Annotated in this window: 20 protein-coding genes; 11 read left to right on the top strand and 9 right to left on the bottom strand. The window is 69.7% G+C overall.

Annotation, left to right across the window (positions count from 1 at the left end; genetic code table 11):
- Positions 1-59: 59 nt before the first annotated feature.
- Positions 60-536, bottom strand: coding sequence for an ATP-binding protein (locus tag P1P70_RS11815; RefSeq protein ID WP_319236767.1), 477 nt, complete (start codon positions 534-536; stop codon positions 60-62).
- A gap of 157 nt (positions 537-693) precedes the next feature.
- On the opposite strand from P1P70_RS11815, the gene P1P70_RS11810 reads away from it, so the two are divergent.
- Positions 694-1545, top strand: a complete 852-nt coding sequence (locus tag P1P70_RS11810) for a helix-turn-helix transcriptional regulator (RefSeq protein WP_319236766.1) — start codon at positions 694-696, stop codon at positions 1543-1545.
- Complete coding sequence (locus P1P70_RS11805; RefSeq protein WP_319236765.1) at positions 1542-1730, top strand: DUF397 domain-containing protein; 189 nt, start codon at positions 1542-1544, stop codon at positions 1728-1730. Before P1P70_RS11810 ends, P1P70_RS11805 begins: the two co-directional genes overlap by 4 nt.
- Here P1P70_RS11805 and P1P70_RS11800 read toward each other — a convergent pair.
- On the bottom strand, positions 1705-4200 hold the full coding sequence (locus P1P70_RS11800) for a hypothetical protein (RefSeq protein WP_319236764.1): 2496 nt from the start codon (positions 4198-4200) through the stop codon (positions 1705-1707). The genes P1P70_RS11805 and P1P70_RS11800 overlap by 26 nt on opposite strands.
- A gap of 293 nt (positions 4201-4493) precedes the next feature.
- Entirely contained in the window at positions 4494-5216 is a 723-nt protein-coding gene (locus P1P70_RS11795; protein ID WP_319236763.1) for a DUF6333 family protein, read from the bottom strand.
- Between the two features lie 118 nt (positions 5217-5334).
- Between P1P70_RS11795 and P1P70_RS11790 the strand changes: the two genes are divergently transcribed.
- The 5 genes from P1P70_RS11790 to P1P70_RS11770 all read left to right on the top strand — a co-directional run bounded on the left by P1P70_RS11790 (position 5335) and on the right by P1P70_RS11770 (position 7669).
- Complete coding sequence (locus P1P70_RS11790) at positions 5335-6336, top strand: helix-turn-helix domain-containing protein (protein WP_319236762.1); 1002 nt, start codon at positions 5335-5337, stop codon at positions 6334-6336.
- A 152-nt stretch (positions 6337-6488) separates the two neighbouring features.
- Positions 6489-6869 (top strand): hypothetical protein, encoded by a 381-nt coding sequence (locus P1P70_RS11785; RefSeq protein ID WP_319236761.1) that lies wholly within the window; start codon positions 6489-6491, stop codon positions 6867-6869.
- Between the two features lie 12 nt (positions 6870-6881).
- Complete coding sequence (locus P1P70_RS11780) at positions 6882-7259, top strand: hypothetical protein (RefSeq protein ID WP_319236760.1); 378 nt, start codon at positions 6882-6884, stop codon at positions 7257-7259.
- 46 nt (positions 7260-7305) lie between these two features.
- On the top strand, positions 7306-7467 hold the full coding sequence (locus tag P1P70_RS11775; RefSeq protein ID WP_319236759.1) for a hypothetical protein: 162 nt from the start codon (positions 7306-7308) through the stop codon (positions 7465-7467).
- A 58-nt stretch (positions 7468-7525) separates the two neighbouring features.
- Positions 7526-7669, top strand: coding sequence for a hypothetical protein (locus P1P70_RS11770; RefSeq protein ID WP_319236758.1), 144 nt, complete (start codon positions 7526-7528; stop codon positions 7667-7669).
- Positions 7670-7775: 106 nt separating this feature from the next.
- On the opposite strand, the gene P1P70_RS11765 is transcribed toward P1P70_RS11770, so the two are convergent.
- From P1P70_RS11765 to P1P70_RS11755, 3 genes are all read right to left on the bottom strand, one after another.
- Positions 7776-8168, bottom strand: a complete 393-nt coding sequence (locus P1P70_RS11765; protein ID WP_319099346.1) for a hypothetical protein — start codon at positions 8166-8168, stop codon at positions 7776-7778.
- A complete protein-coding gene (locus P1P70_RS11760; protein ID WP_086799644.1) occupies positions 8165-8446 on the bottom strand; it encodes an Arc family DNA-binding protein in 282 nt (93 codons plus the stop codon). The genes P1P70_RS11765 and P1P70_RS11760 overlap by 4 nt, the downstream gene beginning before the upstream one ends.
- A gap of 119 nt (positions 8447-8565) precedes the next feature.
- Positions 8566-8943: a limonene-1,2-epoxide hydrolase family protein gene (locus tag P1P70_RS11755; RefSeq protein WP_319236757.1), complete on the bottom strand. Its 378-nt coding sequence runs from the start codon at positions 8941-8943 to the stop codon at positions 8566-8568.
- Positions 8944-9070: 127 nt separating this feature from the next.
- Here P1P70_RS11755 and P1P70_RS11750 point away from each other — a divergent pair, with 127 nt between their 5' ends.
- The 3 genes from P1P70_RS11750 (at position 9071) to P1P70_RS11740 (ending at position 11096) form a co-directional block, all read left to right on the top strand.
- Positions 9071-9661 (top strand): TetR family transcriptional regulator, encoded by a 591-nt coding sequence (locus P1P70_RS11750; RefSeq protein WP_319099342.1) that lies wholly within the window; start codon positions 9071-9073, stop codon positions 9659-9661.
- A 146-nt stretch (positions 9662-9807) separates the two neighbouring features.
- Positions 9808-10806: an RNA polymerase subunit sigma-70 gene (locus P1P70_RS11745; RefSeq protein ID WP_319236756.1), complete on the top strand. Its 999-nt coding sequence runs from the start codon at positions 9808-9810 to the stop codon at positions 10804-10806.
- A 5-nt stretch (positions 10807-10811) separates the two neighbouring features.
- Positions 10812-11096, top strand: a complete 285-nt coding sequence (locus tag P1P70_RS11740; protein ID WP_319236755.1) for a hypothetical protein — start codon at positions 10812-10814, stop codon at positions 11094-11096.
- A 199-nt stretch (positions 11097-11295) separates the two neighbouring features.
- Here the strand turns inward: P1P70_RS11740 and P1P70_RS11735 are convergent, their stop codons facing one another.
- Genes P1P70_RS11735 through P1P70_RS11725 form a run of 3 tightly spaced genes read right to left on the bottom strand, consistent with a single transcriptional unit; the run spans position 11296 to position 14440 of the window.
- Positions 11296-12093, bottom strand: a complete 798-nt coding sequence (locus tag P1P70_RS11735; RefSeq protein WP_413471456.1) for a sugar phosphate isomerase/epimerase family protein — start codon at positions 12091-12093, stop codon at positions 11296-11298.
- Between the two features lie 38 nt (positions 12094-12131).
- A complete protein-coding gene (locus P1P70_RS11730; RefSeq protein ID WP_319236753.1) occupies positions 12132-13286 on the bottom strand; it encodes a dihydrodipicolinate synthase family protein in 1155 nt (384 codons plus the stop codon).
- Entirely contained in the window at positions 13283-14440 is a 1158-nt protein-coding gene (locus P1P70_RS11725; protein ID WP_319099337.1) for a Gfo/Idh/MocA family oxidoreductase, read from the bottom strand. The genes P1P70_RS11730 and P1P70_RS11725 overlap by 4 nt, the downstream gene beginning before the upstream one ends.
- Positions 14441-14678: 238 nt before the next feature.
- Between P1P70_RS11725 and P1P70_RS11720 the strand changes: the two genes are divergently transcribed.
- Positions 14679-15686 (top strand): LacI family DNA-binding transcriptional regulator (locus P1P70_RS11720; protein ID WP_319236752.1); only part of this gene is annotated, 1008 nt, incomplete at its 3' end.

Genomic DNA, 15686 nt, shown 5'->3' with positions numbered 1-15686 from the left:
ACCCATTCCCCGACGCGTCGCCCTCCGTACTGCTGAACTGCCAGAGTCGCTGACCCGACTCATCCCTGGATGCGCCTGACCACGGACAGCCAGCGAGGCAGATCGATTTCAGCCAGTACGGTCTTGCCGGGCGGGTTCCGATGCAGCACCTCCCAGCGGTCGACCACAGCCTCCACGAGGGCAAGGCCACGGCCGCGTTCGTCAAGCGGCCGGGCCGGGCCCACGCCACCCGGGCCCGGCGGCAGCCGTTCTGCGCGGGTGTCGGTGACCTCGATACGGAGGGAGCCGGTGGGGAGCGAGAGGCGCAACTCGAAGTCCCGGCCCGGGACCCGGCCGTGCGTCACCGCGTTGGCCGCCAGCTCCGCGACCACGACCGCCGCCCTGTCGAAGGCGTCGGAGCCGTGCGGGATGCCCCACGTGTGCAGTTGGATGAGGGCGAGCTGTCTCGCCAGGCGGGCCCCCAGCGGTGTCGAGCTGAACCGCTGGGTGAACGCGTGCACGGTGGCGAGCTGTCGAGCGGCGGGCGGTGCGGTCATGTCGCCAATGTGAACTGCGACGACGCCCGTTGGCCAGCTCCGCGCCGCGTACGCTGCGCGAGCGTACGCGGTGACGCACTGGACGGTACTGGTGACGTGGCGTAACCATGGGCGTTGAACGGTGTGGTTCGGTGGGCGGGTGCGCGGGAGGTGGCCGGTGGTGGCCGACAGCGGCGGCGTGGTGGGGATCGGCGGGGGCGGCGAGCCGGAGTCGTCCGACAGCCTGCGGACGTTCGGGGCGATGGTCCAGGCGTTGCGCGAGCACGCGGGGCTCAGCCGGGAGGAGTTGGCCGAGGCCATCGGTTACTCCAAGCACATGGTGGCCTCGGTGGAGCTGGGGAGGCGGATGCCGGACGCGGCGTTCGTGGAGGGGGTGGATCGGGCGCTGGGGAATACCGGTGCGCTGATCAGGGCGGCTCAGCATCTGGGGAGGCAGCCGGGGTTGGCGGCTTGGTTCAGGAAGTGGGCGGGGCTGGAGGCGACGGCGATCACCCTCTACACGTATGAGTGCCGGATGGTGCCGGGCCTGTTGCAGACGGAGGCGTACGCGAGGGCGCTGTTCAGCGATCGGCTGCCGCTGCTGGACGACGCCCAGATCGAGGAGCACTGGGCCGCTCGGGCCGAGCGCCAACGCCTGTTGCGAGAACGGCCCAACACGGCGTACAGCTTCATCCTGGAGGAGCAGCTGTTCCTTCGGCACACGGGTGGCACGGGAGTCACGCGTGAACTCCTCGATCACTTGCTGGAGATCGTCCAGTTGCGCAACGTCGAAATCCAGATCATGCCTCTGGTACAGGAGTCGCACGCCGGGCTGGCGGGGCCCATCCAGTTGCTCGAAACCCCGGAAAACCGCTGGTTCGCCTACTGCGAGGGACAGCGCGGTGGCCTGCTCGTTTCCGACGCGAAAGAGATCAGCGTCCTCCAGAGCCGATATGCCAGGATGCGTTCACAGGCTTTCACCATCCCGGACTCTGTGAGCCTGTTGCAGCGGATGCGAGGGGATCTATGAGCGCCGACGACCTGGCTTGGTTCAAGTCCAGCTACAGCAGCAGCGGAGACGGCGACTGTGTCGAAGTAGCCGCCGCCCCCTCTGCTGCCGTCCACGTCCGCGATTCCAAGAACGCGGACGGGCCTCAGCTCGTCCTTTCCTCCGGCGCCTGGGCCGACTTCATCCCGTACGCCTCCCGAGGCTGATCCCGCGGCGGCGCATCCACCACACCAGTCCGCCGCCCACGGCGGCCAGCGCTGCCGCGAGCGCGGCGAAAAGGCCCACCGGGGTGTTCGAGCCGGTGTCGGCGAGGTCGCCGCCCGGCGGCTTCGGCTGGTCGCCGGGGGCACCCGGGGTGGGCTTGTCCGCTCCGTCCGTGGGGTTGTCGCTCGGGGTCGGGTCGGGCTTGCCCGTACCGTCCGACGGCGTCGGAGTGGGCGTCGGCGGCTTGGGCGTGCCACCGCCACCGCCACCGGAGTCGGTCACCTTGCCGCCGCCGAAGTAGAGCGTGTCGGTGTCCCGGTACGACGTGTCGTCGGACTTGCGGGAGTTGACGGTGGTGTTGTCGAGGTCCCGGTTCTCGACGTTGAACTGCGTGCGGGTGATGTTCCGCTTGGGCTGCTTGGAGAAGTCCACGCCGCCGACGATGTAGACCCGTACGCCCTGCGCGGTGTCGACGTCGTACGTGAACTCGCCCTCGGTGTAGATCTTCCGGTACTTGCGGAACAGCTCGTCCTTGTCCCAGTTCTGGTTCGGCGCGCGCAGCGGCCACGCCTTGACGTCGTCGCTGTTGATGATCGACCGGAAGTCGGTCGGGTTCTTCGCGTCCTGCTGGCGGATGTACTCGGCGGCGACCCGAGAGGTGTAGACGCGGCGCAGGTCGGCGTACTGCGGGGCCGTGTTGATCTGCTTCTCGACCTCGGGGACGATCATCGAGTCGATGACCGCCTGGGCGGCCGCGATCTCGGCGTCGTTCGGGTCGCAGATCGGCTCGCCGGGGCCCTCGGTGACGGTCTCCTGCGCGGTCGACTTCAGGGCCAGCGGGGCGTCGAGGATGTAGATGCCGCCGTCCTGCTCGCGCACCTGCGCGGGCTTGGGCTCGATCCAGTTCCGCAGGCCCGGCATGCACGGGTTGCCGTTCTGCTTGGGCAGGGCCGCCCAGTACCGCCTGCCGAGGTCGGTCTTGGGGTCCATGGCCTTGTAGAAGTCGTGCTTCATCTGGAGGTCGGCTTCGAGCAGGATGCGTCCGGCGTCGGTGGAGGCGAACTTGGAGTCCATGACGCGGTCGGGCTCGTCCGGGTTGAGGTTGACCCAGAACTTGTCCGGCGTCAGCGCGAGCCAGGTGAACATCGCGTCGGAGGCGAGCTGCATCTTGGCCTCGCCGCCCCAGCCGGGGTTGGTGTCCGGGTCGGGCATCTGGTCGGCGCGCATGCTGTACTGCATGCCCTTGCCCTTGCCGAGGCCGCCTACGTACCGCAGTTCGAGGCTGGTGAAGTCGATGCCGCCGGGGCCGCCCCTGGGCAGGGTGCCGCGGGTGTCGAGGCGGCGGGCCTCCGCCTGGATCTGCTTGGCCTCCGCGGGTGTGCGTCCGGAGTCCAGGGCCCGCTGGTTGGCCGGGCCTCGGGTACCGCAGTTGTTGGCGGCGGCGGCCAGGGGTTGCGCTCCGCCGGTCTGGCAGCCGGGGGCGAACCAACGCTGGTGGTCCGAGTAGCCCTTGATGGGAGTGGTCCTGCCGACCGGGTTGTAGATGCGCTGGTTGCCGCGTACCTGGTTGGCCTTGCCACGCTCTCGTTCGAGTTCGCGGTTGAAGTCGTCGATCAGCTTCTGCTGGCCGGTGGTGAACTTCTTCGCGCCGGTGAAGCGGAAGGTGTGGTCCGTAAGGGAGCGGGCGACGACCCGGTCCTTGGCGAGCTGGTCGGCCCTCGGCTTGGAGTTCGACTTGAACTCGTTGAATTCCTTGGTGCGCTTGTTGTAGGAGTCGTAGCGGCGTTCGCCGACCTTGTTGCCCTCGGCGTCGAAGAGTTCGACGTAGACCTCACACAACCAGTCGGGGCCGACGAGCTTGTAGTCCCGTACGAGCTGACGCTCGAACCCGGCACCCTTGTTCACGTTGGTCTGGTTGCGGATGTAGACCTTGTCGAACCACGTCTTGAAGGGTCTCTTCTTACCGGTGTTCAGCCAGCGGGCGTAGATCTCCATGGCCCGGTCGGCGGGCTTGCCGGAGGCGTCTGCGATCTTCCGCCAGGCATTGACGTTCTTCTCCGTGTCCCCCGGGACCTGGGAGAGGGCCTTCTTCTCCTCGGCCGCCGTGGGGGCCTGAAGCCCGTCGTACGCCAGACCGGGCAGGTCGAACTCGTAGTTCTTCGGAAGGTCGTCGGCCTTGTGGAAGTTGCCGAGCGGGCTGTTGGGGAACCCGGAGTTCGCCGGAGTCCTGGTGGCGGCCGGCAGACCGTTGCGGACGTCGCAGCGGCGGTCGCGCTTGTCGAAGCCGGGCTTGAGTCTGGCCGACACCGCCGGACCGGCGGAGGCGGTGTCGACGGGCATACCGGGCAGGCCGGTCAGGGTGACGGCGGCCGCCAGGCCCGCGGCGGCCGTGAGGCGTGCTGTGAGCCGCCACCGCGTGGGTATGTGGAGCGCTCGATTGAAGATGACGTCTTCCCTCGTTGTGGGGGGCACTGAGGGGGTGTGGGTGGCGCGTGAGGCCCCCGTGACGTGTACGCGCCGGGGCTCACCATAGGACCCCGAAGTCGGTTTAATCAGGGGATTGTTGGCGTTGACGGCGTTGGTGATGTTGTCAGCGGAGCATCAATTGTGAGCGAAGAGTGGGCAGTTGACTGCAGCGGACGGTGTCGTCCGGCAAGGGGTGCCTCGTCAGAGGCGTCCGCCCGGTGCGCCGAGCGGCTACACCGGGCACCACAGACGCCACACAGAACTCTCACAGGACCGGACTCCTGCGGGACCCCGAACCTCTAGCCGCCGAGGAAGTACAGCTCTTCCATCCGGGACGTGGCGGAATCGCTGTGCCGTACGCGGAAGGCCGTGATGTCCAGGTGCTTCTTGCCCCAGGGGTCGGCCTTGCCCAGGGCCAGGGCGGCGAAGCCGGACCATTCGATGTCGGCCGGGTCCTCCTCGTCCAGGCCGAGGTCCTCCAGCGTCTCGGCGGGGACACCGAGGGCGGCGGCGATCCCGGCCGGGTCGCCCGTCACCTCGAACGGGTCGTCCCCGGGCCAGCCGGTGGCGTGGAACATGGCCCCGTCCGGCAGCCAGACGAGGTCTTCGGTGTGGTCTGCACCGCCGTGGAAATGGACGCGGCCGACGATACGGGCGTCGGGGTAGCGCTCACGCAGGACGCGGGCCTCGCTCAGGACGGGGGTGTCGTTGCCGTTGTCGGCCAGCGCCGGGCCGCTGAAGCCGAGGACATGGCCCCATGCGGCGGCGTGCACGATGTCCAGGTCGGACCGTGTGTCCGTATAGGGCGGCACGTCGAGGACGGGCCGGGGGCCGAGGCTCTCCAGGATCTCGTCGACGGTACCCAGGGACGCGGCGAACTCGGCGGCGCGGGAAGGGTCGTTGGCGGGGAGCGCGCCCGCGTCGACGTCGAACGGCGGGAGGAGGACGGTGAGGTCGCAGTGGCCCATGGATCCGCGCACCACGCGGTCGGGCGGGAGGGTCCAGAAGCTGTCGTCGGTCATGCGGGAAACCGTAGAGGGTGCACCGGGGGTTCCTGGGGGGCGATATGCCAGGATGCGGTGAATGAGCACCGACAAGCTCACCGAGTGGACCGACGAGCTGACCCAGGGGTGACCCGGCATGATCGGAACCGTGTTCCGGAGCGATGACGTGCCCACGGAGCACCGGTTCGACTACTGGGCGGAGTTGATGCACCGGGCGATCGCACCCAGTCACATGAGCTGCGAGTTCGCCGACGACTTCTGGGCGCGGCAGCGGCTGTTGGAGCTGGGGCCGGTGCTGGCGTGGCCGACGGCGCATCTGGTGACCGGGTTCCGGCGTACCGAGAAACTGGTGCGGCAGTCCGACCCGGAGATGTACCACCTGTCGTTGGTGCTCGGCGGCGGGCTGGGGTTCGAGCATGTGGGGCGGGCCGAGGCGTACGGCCCGAGCGACCTGTGGGTGAGCGACACGTCACGCCCGTACGAAGTGCACGTGCCGGCCGGCCTGGGCCGTCAGGTGATCCGGGGCGTCGGCGTGGACTTCCCCAAGGCGCTGCTGCCGCTGCCTCCCGCCCGAGTCCGTCAGCTGCTGGGGCGGCGTCTGTCGGCGCACGACGGGGTGGGCGCTCTACTGACGGGCTTCCTCACCGGCCTGGAGCAGCAGGCGGACGCGCTCCAGCCGTCCGACGCGCCGCGGCTGGGTACCGTCCTGATCGACCTGCTGTCCGCCTGGTTCGCCCACGTGCTGGAGGCGGAGGACGCGTTACCGGCGGAGACGCGCGAGCGGGCGCTGACGACGCGGATACGGGCGTTCATCCAGCAGAACCTGCACGACCCGGAGCTGACGCCGCCGGTGATAGCGGCGGCGCATCACATCTCGCTGAGCTATCTGCACCGGCTGTTCCAGGAGGACACCCCCGGCGAGACGGTCGCGGCCTGGATCCGCGCCCAGCGCCTGGAGGGCGCCCGCCGCGACCTGGCGAACCCGGCTCTCACCACCACCCCGATCCACACGATCGCCACCCGCTGGGGCCTGCCCCGCGCCTCCGACTTCACGCGGGCGTTCCGGGGGGCGTACGGGGTGTCTCCGACGGAGTACCGGGCGCGGGCGGGGGCAGGGGCCACGCGGGAGACGGGGTAGACCGGTCGCAACGAAGTCGTGGACGCACAGGTAGTGACGCCCACGGAGCGGGCGTGATCCACTCGGACCGCGGCGGCTCCAGGGGCCGCACCTGGGGCAGCGCGCCCCATCACGACCCAGCGAGACATCCGACCGTCATCGGCGAGGAGCCCATGCTCACGTCTCATTTCTCCCGTACCGAGTGGTGGATCGCCGCCGCCGTGGCCGGCGTCGCCGTGGCCGTGGCGCTGGCGTCCTTGATCCCCGCGTGGAAGGACAGGTGGAAGGCGGTCCTGCCCGTCCTCGCTGCGGCCGTCTTCGTGGGACTGATGGTTCCGGCCGAGGAGGCCGACGGGGATCCCGTCTCCCTAATGCTGTTCACCGCCCTCGCGCTCGGACTCGCGCTCATGCGGGTCGTCTTCGCCGGTTACATCAGACGCCAACAGGAGCTGGCCCGTTCGGGTGGGGCGTGGGAAAGCTTGACCACCAGGCAGACGGTGGTCTTCTTTCTCGCCTTCACCACGGTCGTGGCACTCATGGCCGGCTTTCTGTAGGAGGCATTGATCGTGGTGACTCTGTGGATCGCCGCCGCCGTGGCCGGCGTCGCCCTGGCGGTGGTGTTCGCGTCCCTGTTCCCCGATACGCGGAGGGGCAAGTGGGAGGCGGTCCTGCTCGTCCTGGTCCTCGCGGCCTACGCAGCCCTGGAGGCCCTGGGGTCCGAGGGGTCTGAGGGCGAGGACGGGGACCTCCGCACCGCCCTGCTGGTGTTCATCGGCGCAGCAATCTACTTCGCCCTCATGCACGTCAGCTTCATCGGATGGTCCAAACGCCAGGACGAGCGGGTCCGACTGGGTCGCCCCGTCGAGAAGCTCAAGGCCAGGCACTACACGGTCATGGTCCTCGGCATCGTGGTGACCATAGCCGTCATGATCCCCCTCTGGTAGGCACTCGTGACCTCCCCTGTGACGGCGGCTCGTTCTCGTAGAAGTCTTGCGAGACTGGGTCCGTGAGCACCGGCAGATCGAGCGGGACCAGCTCGACGAACTCATCGCCGCGAACGAGGAGATGCACGGCCCCCTCACCCAGGAGGAGATCGACGCGGCCGAGCGCGAGATGTCCGGCGAAGGCCAGGGCGACCGGGCGGCGGTGTGAGCGGGACCTGGGTTCCCGGCGGTGCGGCTTGCCCCTGTGTCTGCGGGCCGACCGGATAATGACTGCACGGCTCGCCGCCACCCGTGAGCGGGACGTCAGAGAGGCCGTCGCACGGATGAAGGACAGCGGCAGGACCGGCGGGCACAAGTACGCCCTGGACGCGATCGTCGCCGCCACCGCCCGCGCGGCACAGCCCCCGTGACCGTCCTGACCTCCGACCTCGACGATCTCAAGCCGCTCTGCGGCAATCAGGTCAAGGTCCGGCAAGTCCGACCGGGCGTCAAACTCTCCCCGCTACCGGGGCCCGGTCAGCGTCTCAGGTCCATGACCCCAACTCCGAGGCCGTCGTACACACCGGGTTCCACCGTGGCGATCAACGCCCCTGTCGGAAGTGTCTGGTTGGGCCTCGCGGCGTGGACGGCGGCCGAGGCGTCCTGGGCGATTCCCGATCGCCCCAGTTCGGCGACTGTCACGGCCATGGCGTAGTCGTCGTCGACGATGGACAACACGTCAACCAGGACACCGACGTGGTCGACCATGCCCGCACGACGGCGCTCGGCTTCCAGGAGGCACAGGACGGGCACCCACAGGCGAACGTCATCACTCGCCGCCGCGGCATGGACGAGGCCGGAGACCTGTTTGTCGCCCCCCAGTGCCACGAGGGTGGGCGCGTCAAGAACGTAATGCTCGGTCTGGCTCAACGAGACGACTCCACCTGCGCGAGGGCGGCCCTGTGGGCAGCCGTGGCCTCCCGCATCTTGCGGCGCATCTCGGCGGACTCCTCGTCGGACACGTCGTGTCCGAAGCGTTCGGCGAGCACGGCCCGCGTGCGATCGGCACGTTCCTTGATCTGCTCGGGAGTCAGTGTCGAGGCGGCTATGTCCTGCATGAGGGCACGAAGGCTCGTCCCCCGGGCCTCGGCCACGGCGGCGAGCTGGTCACGGACTTCGGCGGGCACGCGGATCATGACGTCGGACATGCGGCGAGTATACGCGACGTATACGCCCGGCACCGGACATCAGCGGAGGCCCGCAGCGCAGGCGTACCTCATGGCCTGGGCCATGAGGTACGCCCCCGCGTTCCGTCGCCCGCCCGTCGCTACTGGCCGAAGGCGGGGCCGGCCTCTGCCATGTCGAAATAGTCGCGCCATTCGGTGATGAGGCCGTCGTTGACCTCGAAGACGCCCATGACCCTGATCACGATCACGCGTTCCCCTGATTGCAGGGTGTCGACGCGCTCGTTCATGACCACGTTGCCGGAGGCGACCTGGTGCTTGACGTCCCAGTGGATTCGGTCGAACTGCTTGAAGCCGTCCACGCAGGAGTCGTGGATGGCGGCGCGGCCGAGGATGGGCTCCACGGGGATGTTGTGGTAGCTGGCGTCTTCGGCGAAGTGCTTGCTGACGGCGTCAGGATCGCGGCTGGGGTCGTTCCAGCTGTCGGCGAGGGAACGTACGACTTCGTCAGGACTCATCATCGTGTGCTCGCTTTCACGGTGTGGGTGATCGGGTCTCCGACCGGTTGGCGTCACGATACAGAAACTTGAACTGCGTGCAAATATGAACGGCGTCCATGTCTGTATGATCGATCCGGGAGGATGAGCCATGAGCCTGCGTGAACGGAAGAAGCTGGCAGCCTGGCGCGCCATCCGGAGCGCCGCGCTGCGGCTTTTCGAGGAGCGCGGGTTCGAAGCCGTCAGCGTCGAGGAGATCGCCGCCGCCGCAGACGTCTCCCGCAGCACCTTCTTCAATTACTTCGCCAGCAAGGAAGCCGTCGTCTTCGACCAGGACCCCGAGCAGCGGGAGCAGTGGCGCGCGATCATGGCCGCCCGGCCGGACGACGAGCCCTTGTGGGACTCACTGACGGCGATCCTGGTCGGATTCAACGAACTCCTCAGCGACCGCGTCCCGTTGCAACGGCGACTGAAGGACCGCTCCCCCGCCCTCGCGCAGTCGAGTTGGGACGTCGTGGGTGAGCAGTTCCTCACCGACCTGCGTGAATGGACGGCGTCGCGCACCTCCGAAGGCGACACCATGAATGTGGCTCTCAAGCTGAACCTGGCATTCGCCGCGCAGAGCACCGCCTACGAGACGTGGGGTGCCGACGAGCCCTTCGAGGACTACCTACGACGGTTGAAGTACTGCCTGCACGCGGCGGCTCCCATGGGACCGCCAGAGCCGACATCCGGCTCCTGACCCCCGGCAAGGACAGGCCAGCCCCTGGGCGACCCGCGCCGACGCCCGGCAGGCCCTCCGGTGTGGCGATCGACCCTGGTGATGAGTTTTCGCGCCCGCCCCCGTCATATCTGCGTAGGGACACGATGCGACGGAAGGATGACGTGATGGGTGCGGACACGCGGCTGGAGGAGATGGGCGTGAGCGGTCTGGGCGAGGTCGACGAGCCGGCGTTCTCGGAACTTGCGGAGCGGCACCGGCGGGAGCTGCACGTGCACTGCTACCGGATGCTCGGGTCGTTCGAGGACGCCGAGGACACCGTGCAGGAGACGTTCATGCGTGCCTGGCGGCGGCGGGAGACCTTCGAGGGACGGTCGACGTTCCGGGCCTGGTTGTACCGGATCGCCACCAACGTCTGCCTGGATCTGCTCGCCAAGCGCCGCCCTGAGCCTGCTACCGGCGGTGAGGTGCTGTGGCTACAGCCCTACCCGGACCGGCTGCTCGACGAGTTGCCCGCGGGCGACGCGGACGAGCCGGAGGCCGTCGCCGTCGCGCGGGAGACGATCGAACTGGCCTACCTGGTCGCAGTCCAGCACCTCGCGCCGCGCCCGCGGGCCGTGTTGATCCTGCGGGATGTGCTCGGCTGGCCGGCGAAGGACGTTGCGGAGATCCTCGGGGACTCCGTCAACTCCGTGAACAGCGCCCTGCAGCGGGCCCGCGCCGGCATGCGGGAGCACCTGCCCGCCGAGCGGCAGGACTGGACCGGCGGCGAGGAGGATGCCAGGACGCGTGAGCTGGTGCGCCGCTACACCGAGGCCAGCGTGGCCACGGACGTCAAGGCGCTCGCCTCGATGCTGCGCGACGACGTCCGTTTCTCGATGCCGCCCACGCCGGGGCTGTATGTCGGCCGCGACACGGTGGTGAACTACATGGTCGAGAGCGGCTTCGAGGGCATGAAGGGCCTGCGCGCCGTCCAGACCACCGTGAACCGGCAGCCCGCCCTCGCCTTCTACCTCTGGCAGCAGCAGGAGGGCGCGTACCTGCCGCTGACCATCGACGTCCTGCGCGTCACCGGCGGGGCGATCACCGAGATCGTCACGTTCCACGACGACCGGTTCCCGCAACTCGGGCTGCCGGCGCACCTGCCGGCCGACGGAACCGAGTAGTCCCGGTGCGGACGCTCGCGCTGCGCGGCGGCGCGCGTGTCGCCGTGATCGCGGCGGAGTGGCACGACGTGTTCTGCCTCGTCACCCGTGGCCGGGTGCAGCTGGAGCTGCGCGATGGCGAGCCGGGGCCGGTCCTCGAACGCGATGCCGCGTTCTGGCTCCGCGGCACCGGCGTCCGCGCCCTGCGGAACCCGGGCCGCCGCGTGGCTTTGGTACGCATCATCACTCCGCCCGGGAGTCACGGCCCTCGCAATCCAGTCGAGACACCCCGTACACCCATGACCGAGTGACGGAGGTGATGGCACTCGAGGTTTCTGCTGAAGTCCGGCCGCAGCGATCGGCGTCCAGCTCATGACGGCGCCTGGTCAGGATGTCCACGTGCTGGGCTTCGGCGGTGAACCGGCCCAGCATCTTGCCGTCCGACTGCGCGGTCGGCGGCGTCGGCGGTGAACCGGGCGTCGACCTCTCGCCCGGTTCGCCGCCGGAGCACTACGCCGCGTGCTCCACGAAGCGTCGGGCCGTCTGCGTGAGCAGTTCGCGGCCGTCGCCCGCCCACAGGTCGTCGTTGAAGAGTTCGACCTCGATGGGGCCCGTGTAACCCGCCGCCTCCACGTAGGACTTCCACTCGCGCATGTCGATCGCGCCGTCGCCGATCTGGCCCCGGCCCGTCAGGACACCCTGGGGCAACGGGGTGATCCAGTCGGCGAGTTGGAAGGTGTGGATGCGGCCGGAGGCACCCGCGCGGGCGATCGCCGCCGGGGCCGTGTCGTCCCACCAGATGTGGTACGTGTCGACCGTCACGCCCACCTGGTCCGCCGGGAAGCGTTCCGCGATGTCCAGCGCCTGGGAGAGCGTCGACACCACGCAGCGGTCCGAGGCGAACATGGGGTGGAGGGGTTCGATCGCGAGACGGACGCCGTTCGAGGCGGCGTACGGGCCCAGTTCCGACAGGGCGTCCGCGATGCGCTCGCGCGCGCCGTGCAGGTCCTTCGAGCCGGACGGGAGGCCGCCGGAGACCAGGACCAGCGTGTCCGTGCCGAGCGTCGCCGCCTCGTCGATCGCCTTGCGGTTGTCGGCCAGGGCCGCCGCCCGCTCGGCCGGGTCGATCGCCGTGAAGAAGCCGCCCCGGCAGAGCGTGGTGACCGCGAGGCCCGCGTCGCGGACCAGCTTGGCCGTCGCCTCCAGGCCGTACTCGGCCACCGGCTCACGCCACAGGCCCACCCCGGGGATGCCCAACTCCTTGCAGCCGTCGACCAGTTCGGGAATCGACAGCTGCTTGACCGTCATCTGGTTGATGCTGAAGCGCTCAAGGCCGCTGCCGGTGCTCACTGGGCCACCCCGTACAGGGAGAGCAGGTTCTTCATCCGGGCCTCGGCCAGCGCCGGGTCCGGGAACAGGCCCAGGCCGTCGGCCAGTTCGTACGCCCGCGCGAAGTGCGGGAGGGAGCGGGCCGACTGGAGGCCGCCGACCATGGTGAAGTGCGACTGGTGGCCGGCCAGCCACGCCAGGAAGACCACGCCCGTCTTGTAGAAGCGGGTCGGGGTCTGGAAGAGGTGGCGGGACAGCTCGACGGTCGGGTCCAGGAGCTCCCGGAAGCCCTTCACGTCACCCGTGTCCAGGACGCGCACCGCCTGAGCCGCCAGCGGGCCGAGCGGGTCGAAGATGCCGAGCAGCGCGTGGCTGAAGCCCTTCTCGTCGCCCGCGATCAGCTCGGGGTAGTTGAAGTCGTCGCCGGTGTAGCAGCGCACGCCCTGCGGGAGCCGGCGGCGGATGTCGATCTCGCGCTGGGCGTCCAGCAGGGAGACCTTGATGCCGTCGACCTTGTCGGGGTGGGCGGCGATCACGGCGAGGAAGGTCTCCGTGGCCGTGTCCAGGTCCGACGAGCCCCAGTAGCCCTCCAGCGCCGGGTCGAACATGGGGCCGAGCCAGTGCAGGACGACCGGCTCGGCGGCCTGGCGGAGCAGGTGGCCGTAGACCTCCAGGTAGTCCTCGGGGCCCGAGGCCGCCGCCGCCAGCGCGCGCGAGGCCATCAGGATCGCCTGGGCGCCCGACTCCTCGACGAGCGCCAGCTGCTCCTCGTACGCCTTGCGGATCTCCGGCAGAGAGGCGGGGCCCGTGAGCTGGTCGGTGCCGACGCCGCAGGCGATCCGGCCGCCGACCGCCTTCGCCTCGGCCGCGCTGCGGCGGATCAGCTCCGCCGCGCCCGCCCAGTCGAGGCCCATGCCGCGCTGCGCGGTGTCCATCGCCTCGGCGACACCCAGGCCGTGCGACCACAGGTGGCGGCGGAAGGCGAGCGTGGCGTCCCAGTCGACGGCCGCGGGCGAGTCCGGGGACACGTCCGCGAACGGGTCGGCGACGACGTGCGCCGCCGAGAAGACCGTACGGGAGGTGAGGGGGGTGCCCGGGGACACCGCCAGGGGTTCGGTACGGGGGACGTAGGCCTTGAACCCGCCGTTCCCGTCCGGGAGTTGGATCGTCACAGCTGGATCTCCGGCACGTCGAGACGGACGCCCTCGGCGGAGGACTTCAGGCCCAGTTCGGCAAGCTGGACGCCGCGGGCGCCGGCCAGCAGGTCCCAGTGGTAGGGCGCGTCGGCGTAGACGTGCTTGAAGAACAGCTCCCACTGCGCCTTGAAGCCGTTGTCGAACTCGGCGTTGTCGGGCACCTCCTGCCACTGGTCGCGGAAGGAGTAGGTGGCGGGGATGTCGGGGTTCCACACCGGCTTGGGCGTGGCGGAGCGGTGCTGGACGCGGCAGTTGCGCAGGCCGGCCACCGCGGAGCCCTCGGTGCCGTCGACCTGGAACTCCACCAGCTCGTCGCGGTTGACGCGGACGGTCCAGGAGGAGTTGATCTGGGCGATCGCGCCGCCGTCCAGCTCGAAGATGCCGTACGCGGCGTCGTCGGCCGTGGCGTCGTACGGCTTGTCCTGCTCGTCCCAGCGCTGCGGGATGTGCGTGGCGGTGAGCGCCTGGACGGACTTCACGCGGCCGAACAGCTCGTGCAGCACGTACTCCCAGTGCGGGAACATGTCGACGACGATGCCGCCGCCGTCCTCCGCGCGGTAGTTCCAGGAGGGGCGCTGGGCCTCCTGCCAGTCGCCCTCGAAGACCCAGTAGCCGAACTCGCCCCGGACGGAGAGGATCCGGCCGAAGAAGCCGCCGTCGATGAGGCGCTTGAGCTTCAGCAGGCCCGGGAGGAACAGCTTGTCCTGGACGACGCCGTGCTTGATGCCGGCGGCGTTCGCGAGGCGGGCCAGCTCCAGGGCGCCGTCGAGGCCGGTGGCGGTCGGCTTCTCGGTGTAGATGTGCTTGCCGGCGGCGATCGCCTTCTTGATCGCCTCCTCACGGGCCGAGGTGACCTGGGCGTCGAAGTAGATCTCGACGGTCGGGTCCGCGAGGACGGCGTCGACGTCGGTGGAGACGTTCGCCGGGTCCAGACCGTGCTGCTCGGCGAGCGCCTTGAGCGCGTGCTCGCGGCGGCCGACGAGGATCGGCTCCGGCCACAGCACGGTGCCGTCGCCGAGGTCGAGGCCGCCCTGCTCGCGGATGGCGAGGATCGAGCGGACGAGGTGCTGGCGGTAGCCCATGCGGCCCGTCACGCCGTTCATGGCGATCCGTACGGTTTTGCGCGTCACGGCCGGTTCCTTTCGTTGGTGTGCGTTCGTGTGTGCGTACGCGTCGGGCGCCGCGTACGCCCGACGAAAGGGTGAGCGTCACAGCAAGCGCTTTCTATTCGATAAGAAGCTAGCCTCTGAGCAGCGGTCTGGACAAGACCGCGAGGGGGTCGAGTTGTTCGAGGGGGCGAACGGCGATCGCGGTCGTATGGTTCCCCGACAGCCCGAACGTGACGCGCACCCGGAGGACGAGAAAACGATGACTGTGACCCTGGCGGACGTGGCGGCCCGTGCTCAGGTGTCGCCCGCAACCGTCTCCCGGGTGCTCAACGGGAACTATCCGGTGGCCGCGTCCACGCGCGAGCGGGTGCTGAAGGCCGTCGACGACCTGGACTACGTCCTCAACGGTCCCGCGAGCGCGCTCGCCGCCGCCACCTCCGACCTGGTCGGCATCCTGGTGAACGACATCGCCGACCCTTTCTTCGGGATCATGGCCGCGGCCATCCAGTCCGAGATCGGCGGGCCCGGCGGGCGCGCGGGCGGGGAGCGGCTGGGTGTGGTGTGCAACACAGGCGGCTCCCCGGAGCGCGAGCTGACGTATCTCACGCTGCTCCAGCGGCAGCGGGCCGCGGCCGTGGTGCTGACCGGTGGGGCCATCGAGGACCCGGCGCACCTGGCCGCCGTCGGCAACAAGCTGCGGAAGCTGGCGGAGGCCGGGACGCGGGTGGTGCTGTGCGGGCGACCGCCCACACCGGAGGCCATCGCGATCACCTTCGACAACCGGGGCGGCGGTCAGGTGCTGACCGAGCACCTGATCGGGCTGGGGCACCGACGGCTCGGGTACATCGCCGGGCCGGAGGAGCGGACGACGACCCGCCACCGGCTGGAGGGGCACCGGGCGGCACTGGCGGCGGCCGGGATCGAGGACGACCCCAGACGGACCGTGTACGGCCGCTACGACCGGCTCTCCGGGTACGAGGCGACGCTGGAGCTGCTGCGCCGGGACCCCTCGCTGACGGCCGTCGTCGCCGCCAACGACACGGTGGCGCTGGGCGCTTGCGCGGCGCTCCGGGACTCCGGGCTGCGCATCCCGGACGACGTGTCCGTGGCCGGGTTCGACGACCTGCCCTTCAGCATCGACGCGGTGCCTGCCCTGACGACGGTACGGCTGCCGCTGTCGGACGCGGGGGCCCGGGCCGGGCGGATCGCCATGGGGCGCGAGGAGCCGCCGCCGGGCGGGATCGCCACGGTGCGGGGGGAGTTGATG

It is taken from the genome of Streptomyces sp. MB09-02B (assembly GCF_033794485.1).
In the GTDB taxonomy this organism is placed as follows: Bacteria; Actinomycetota; Actinomycetes; order Streptomycetales; family Streptomycetaceae; genus Streptomyces.
The sequence above is the reverse complement of the archived record's forward strand: the minus strand, read 5'-3'. Positions and strand labels throughout refer to the sequence as shown.

What these genes read in the sequence shown, in the direction of transcription:
- P1P70_RS11735 (WP_413471456.1), bottom strand. Translation starts at nt 12,093, where the DNA reads ATGACGGTCAAGCAGCTGTCGATTCCCGAACTGGTCGACGGCTGCAAG.
- P1P70_RS11755 (WP_319236757.1), bottom strand. Translation starts at nt 8,943, where the DNA reads ATGATGAGTCCTGACGAAGTCGTACGTTCCCTCGCCGACAGCTGGAAC.
- P1P70_RS11795 (WP_319236763.1), bottom strand. Translation starts at nt 5,216, where the DNA reads ATGACCGACGACAGCTTCTGGACCCTCCCGCCCGACCGCGTGGTGCGC.
- P1P70_RS11785 (WP_319236761.1), top strand. Translation starts at nt 6,489, where the DNA reads ATGCTCACGTCTCATTTCTCCCGTACCGAGTGGTGGATCGCCGCCGCC.
- P1P70_RS11805 (WP_319236765.1), top strand. Translation starts at nt 1,542, where the DNA reads ATGAGCGCCGACGACCTGGCTTGGTTCAAGTCCAGCTACAGCAGCAGC.
- P1P70_RS11750 (WP_319099342.1), top strand. Translation starts at nt 9,071, where the DNA reads ATGAGCCTGCGTGAACGGAAGAAGCTGGCAGCCTGGCGCGCCATCCGG.
- P1P70_RS11760 (WP_086799644.1), bottom strand. Translation starts at nt 8,446, where the DNA reads ATGTCCGACGTCATGATCCGCGTGCCCGCCGAAGTCCGTGACCAGCTC.
- P1P70_RS11770 (WP_319236758.1), top strand. Translation starts at nt 7,526, where the DNA reads ATGACTGCACGGCTCGCCGCCACCCGTGAGCGGGACGTCAGAGAGGCC.
- P1P70_RS11790 (WP_319236762.1), top strand. Translation starts at nt 5,335, where the DNA reads ATGATCGGAACCGTGTTCCGGAGCGATGACGTGCCCACGGAGCACCGG.
- P1P70_RS11745 (WP_319236756.1), top strand. Translation starts at nt 9,808, where the DNA reads ATGGGTGCGGACACGCGGCTGGAGGAGATGGGCGTGAGCGGTCTGGGC.
- P1P70_RS11815 (WP_319236767.1), bottom strand. Translation starts at nt 536, where the DNA reads ATGACCGCACCGCCCGCCGCTCGACAGCTCGCCACCGTGCACGCGTTC.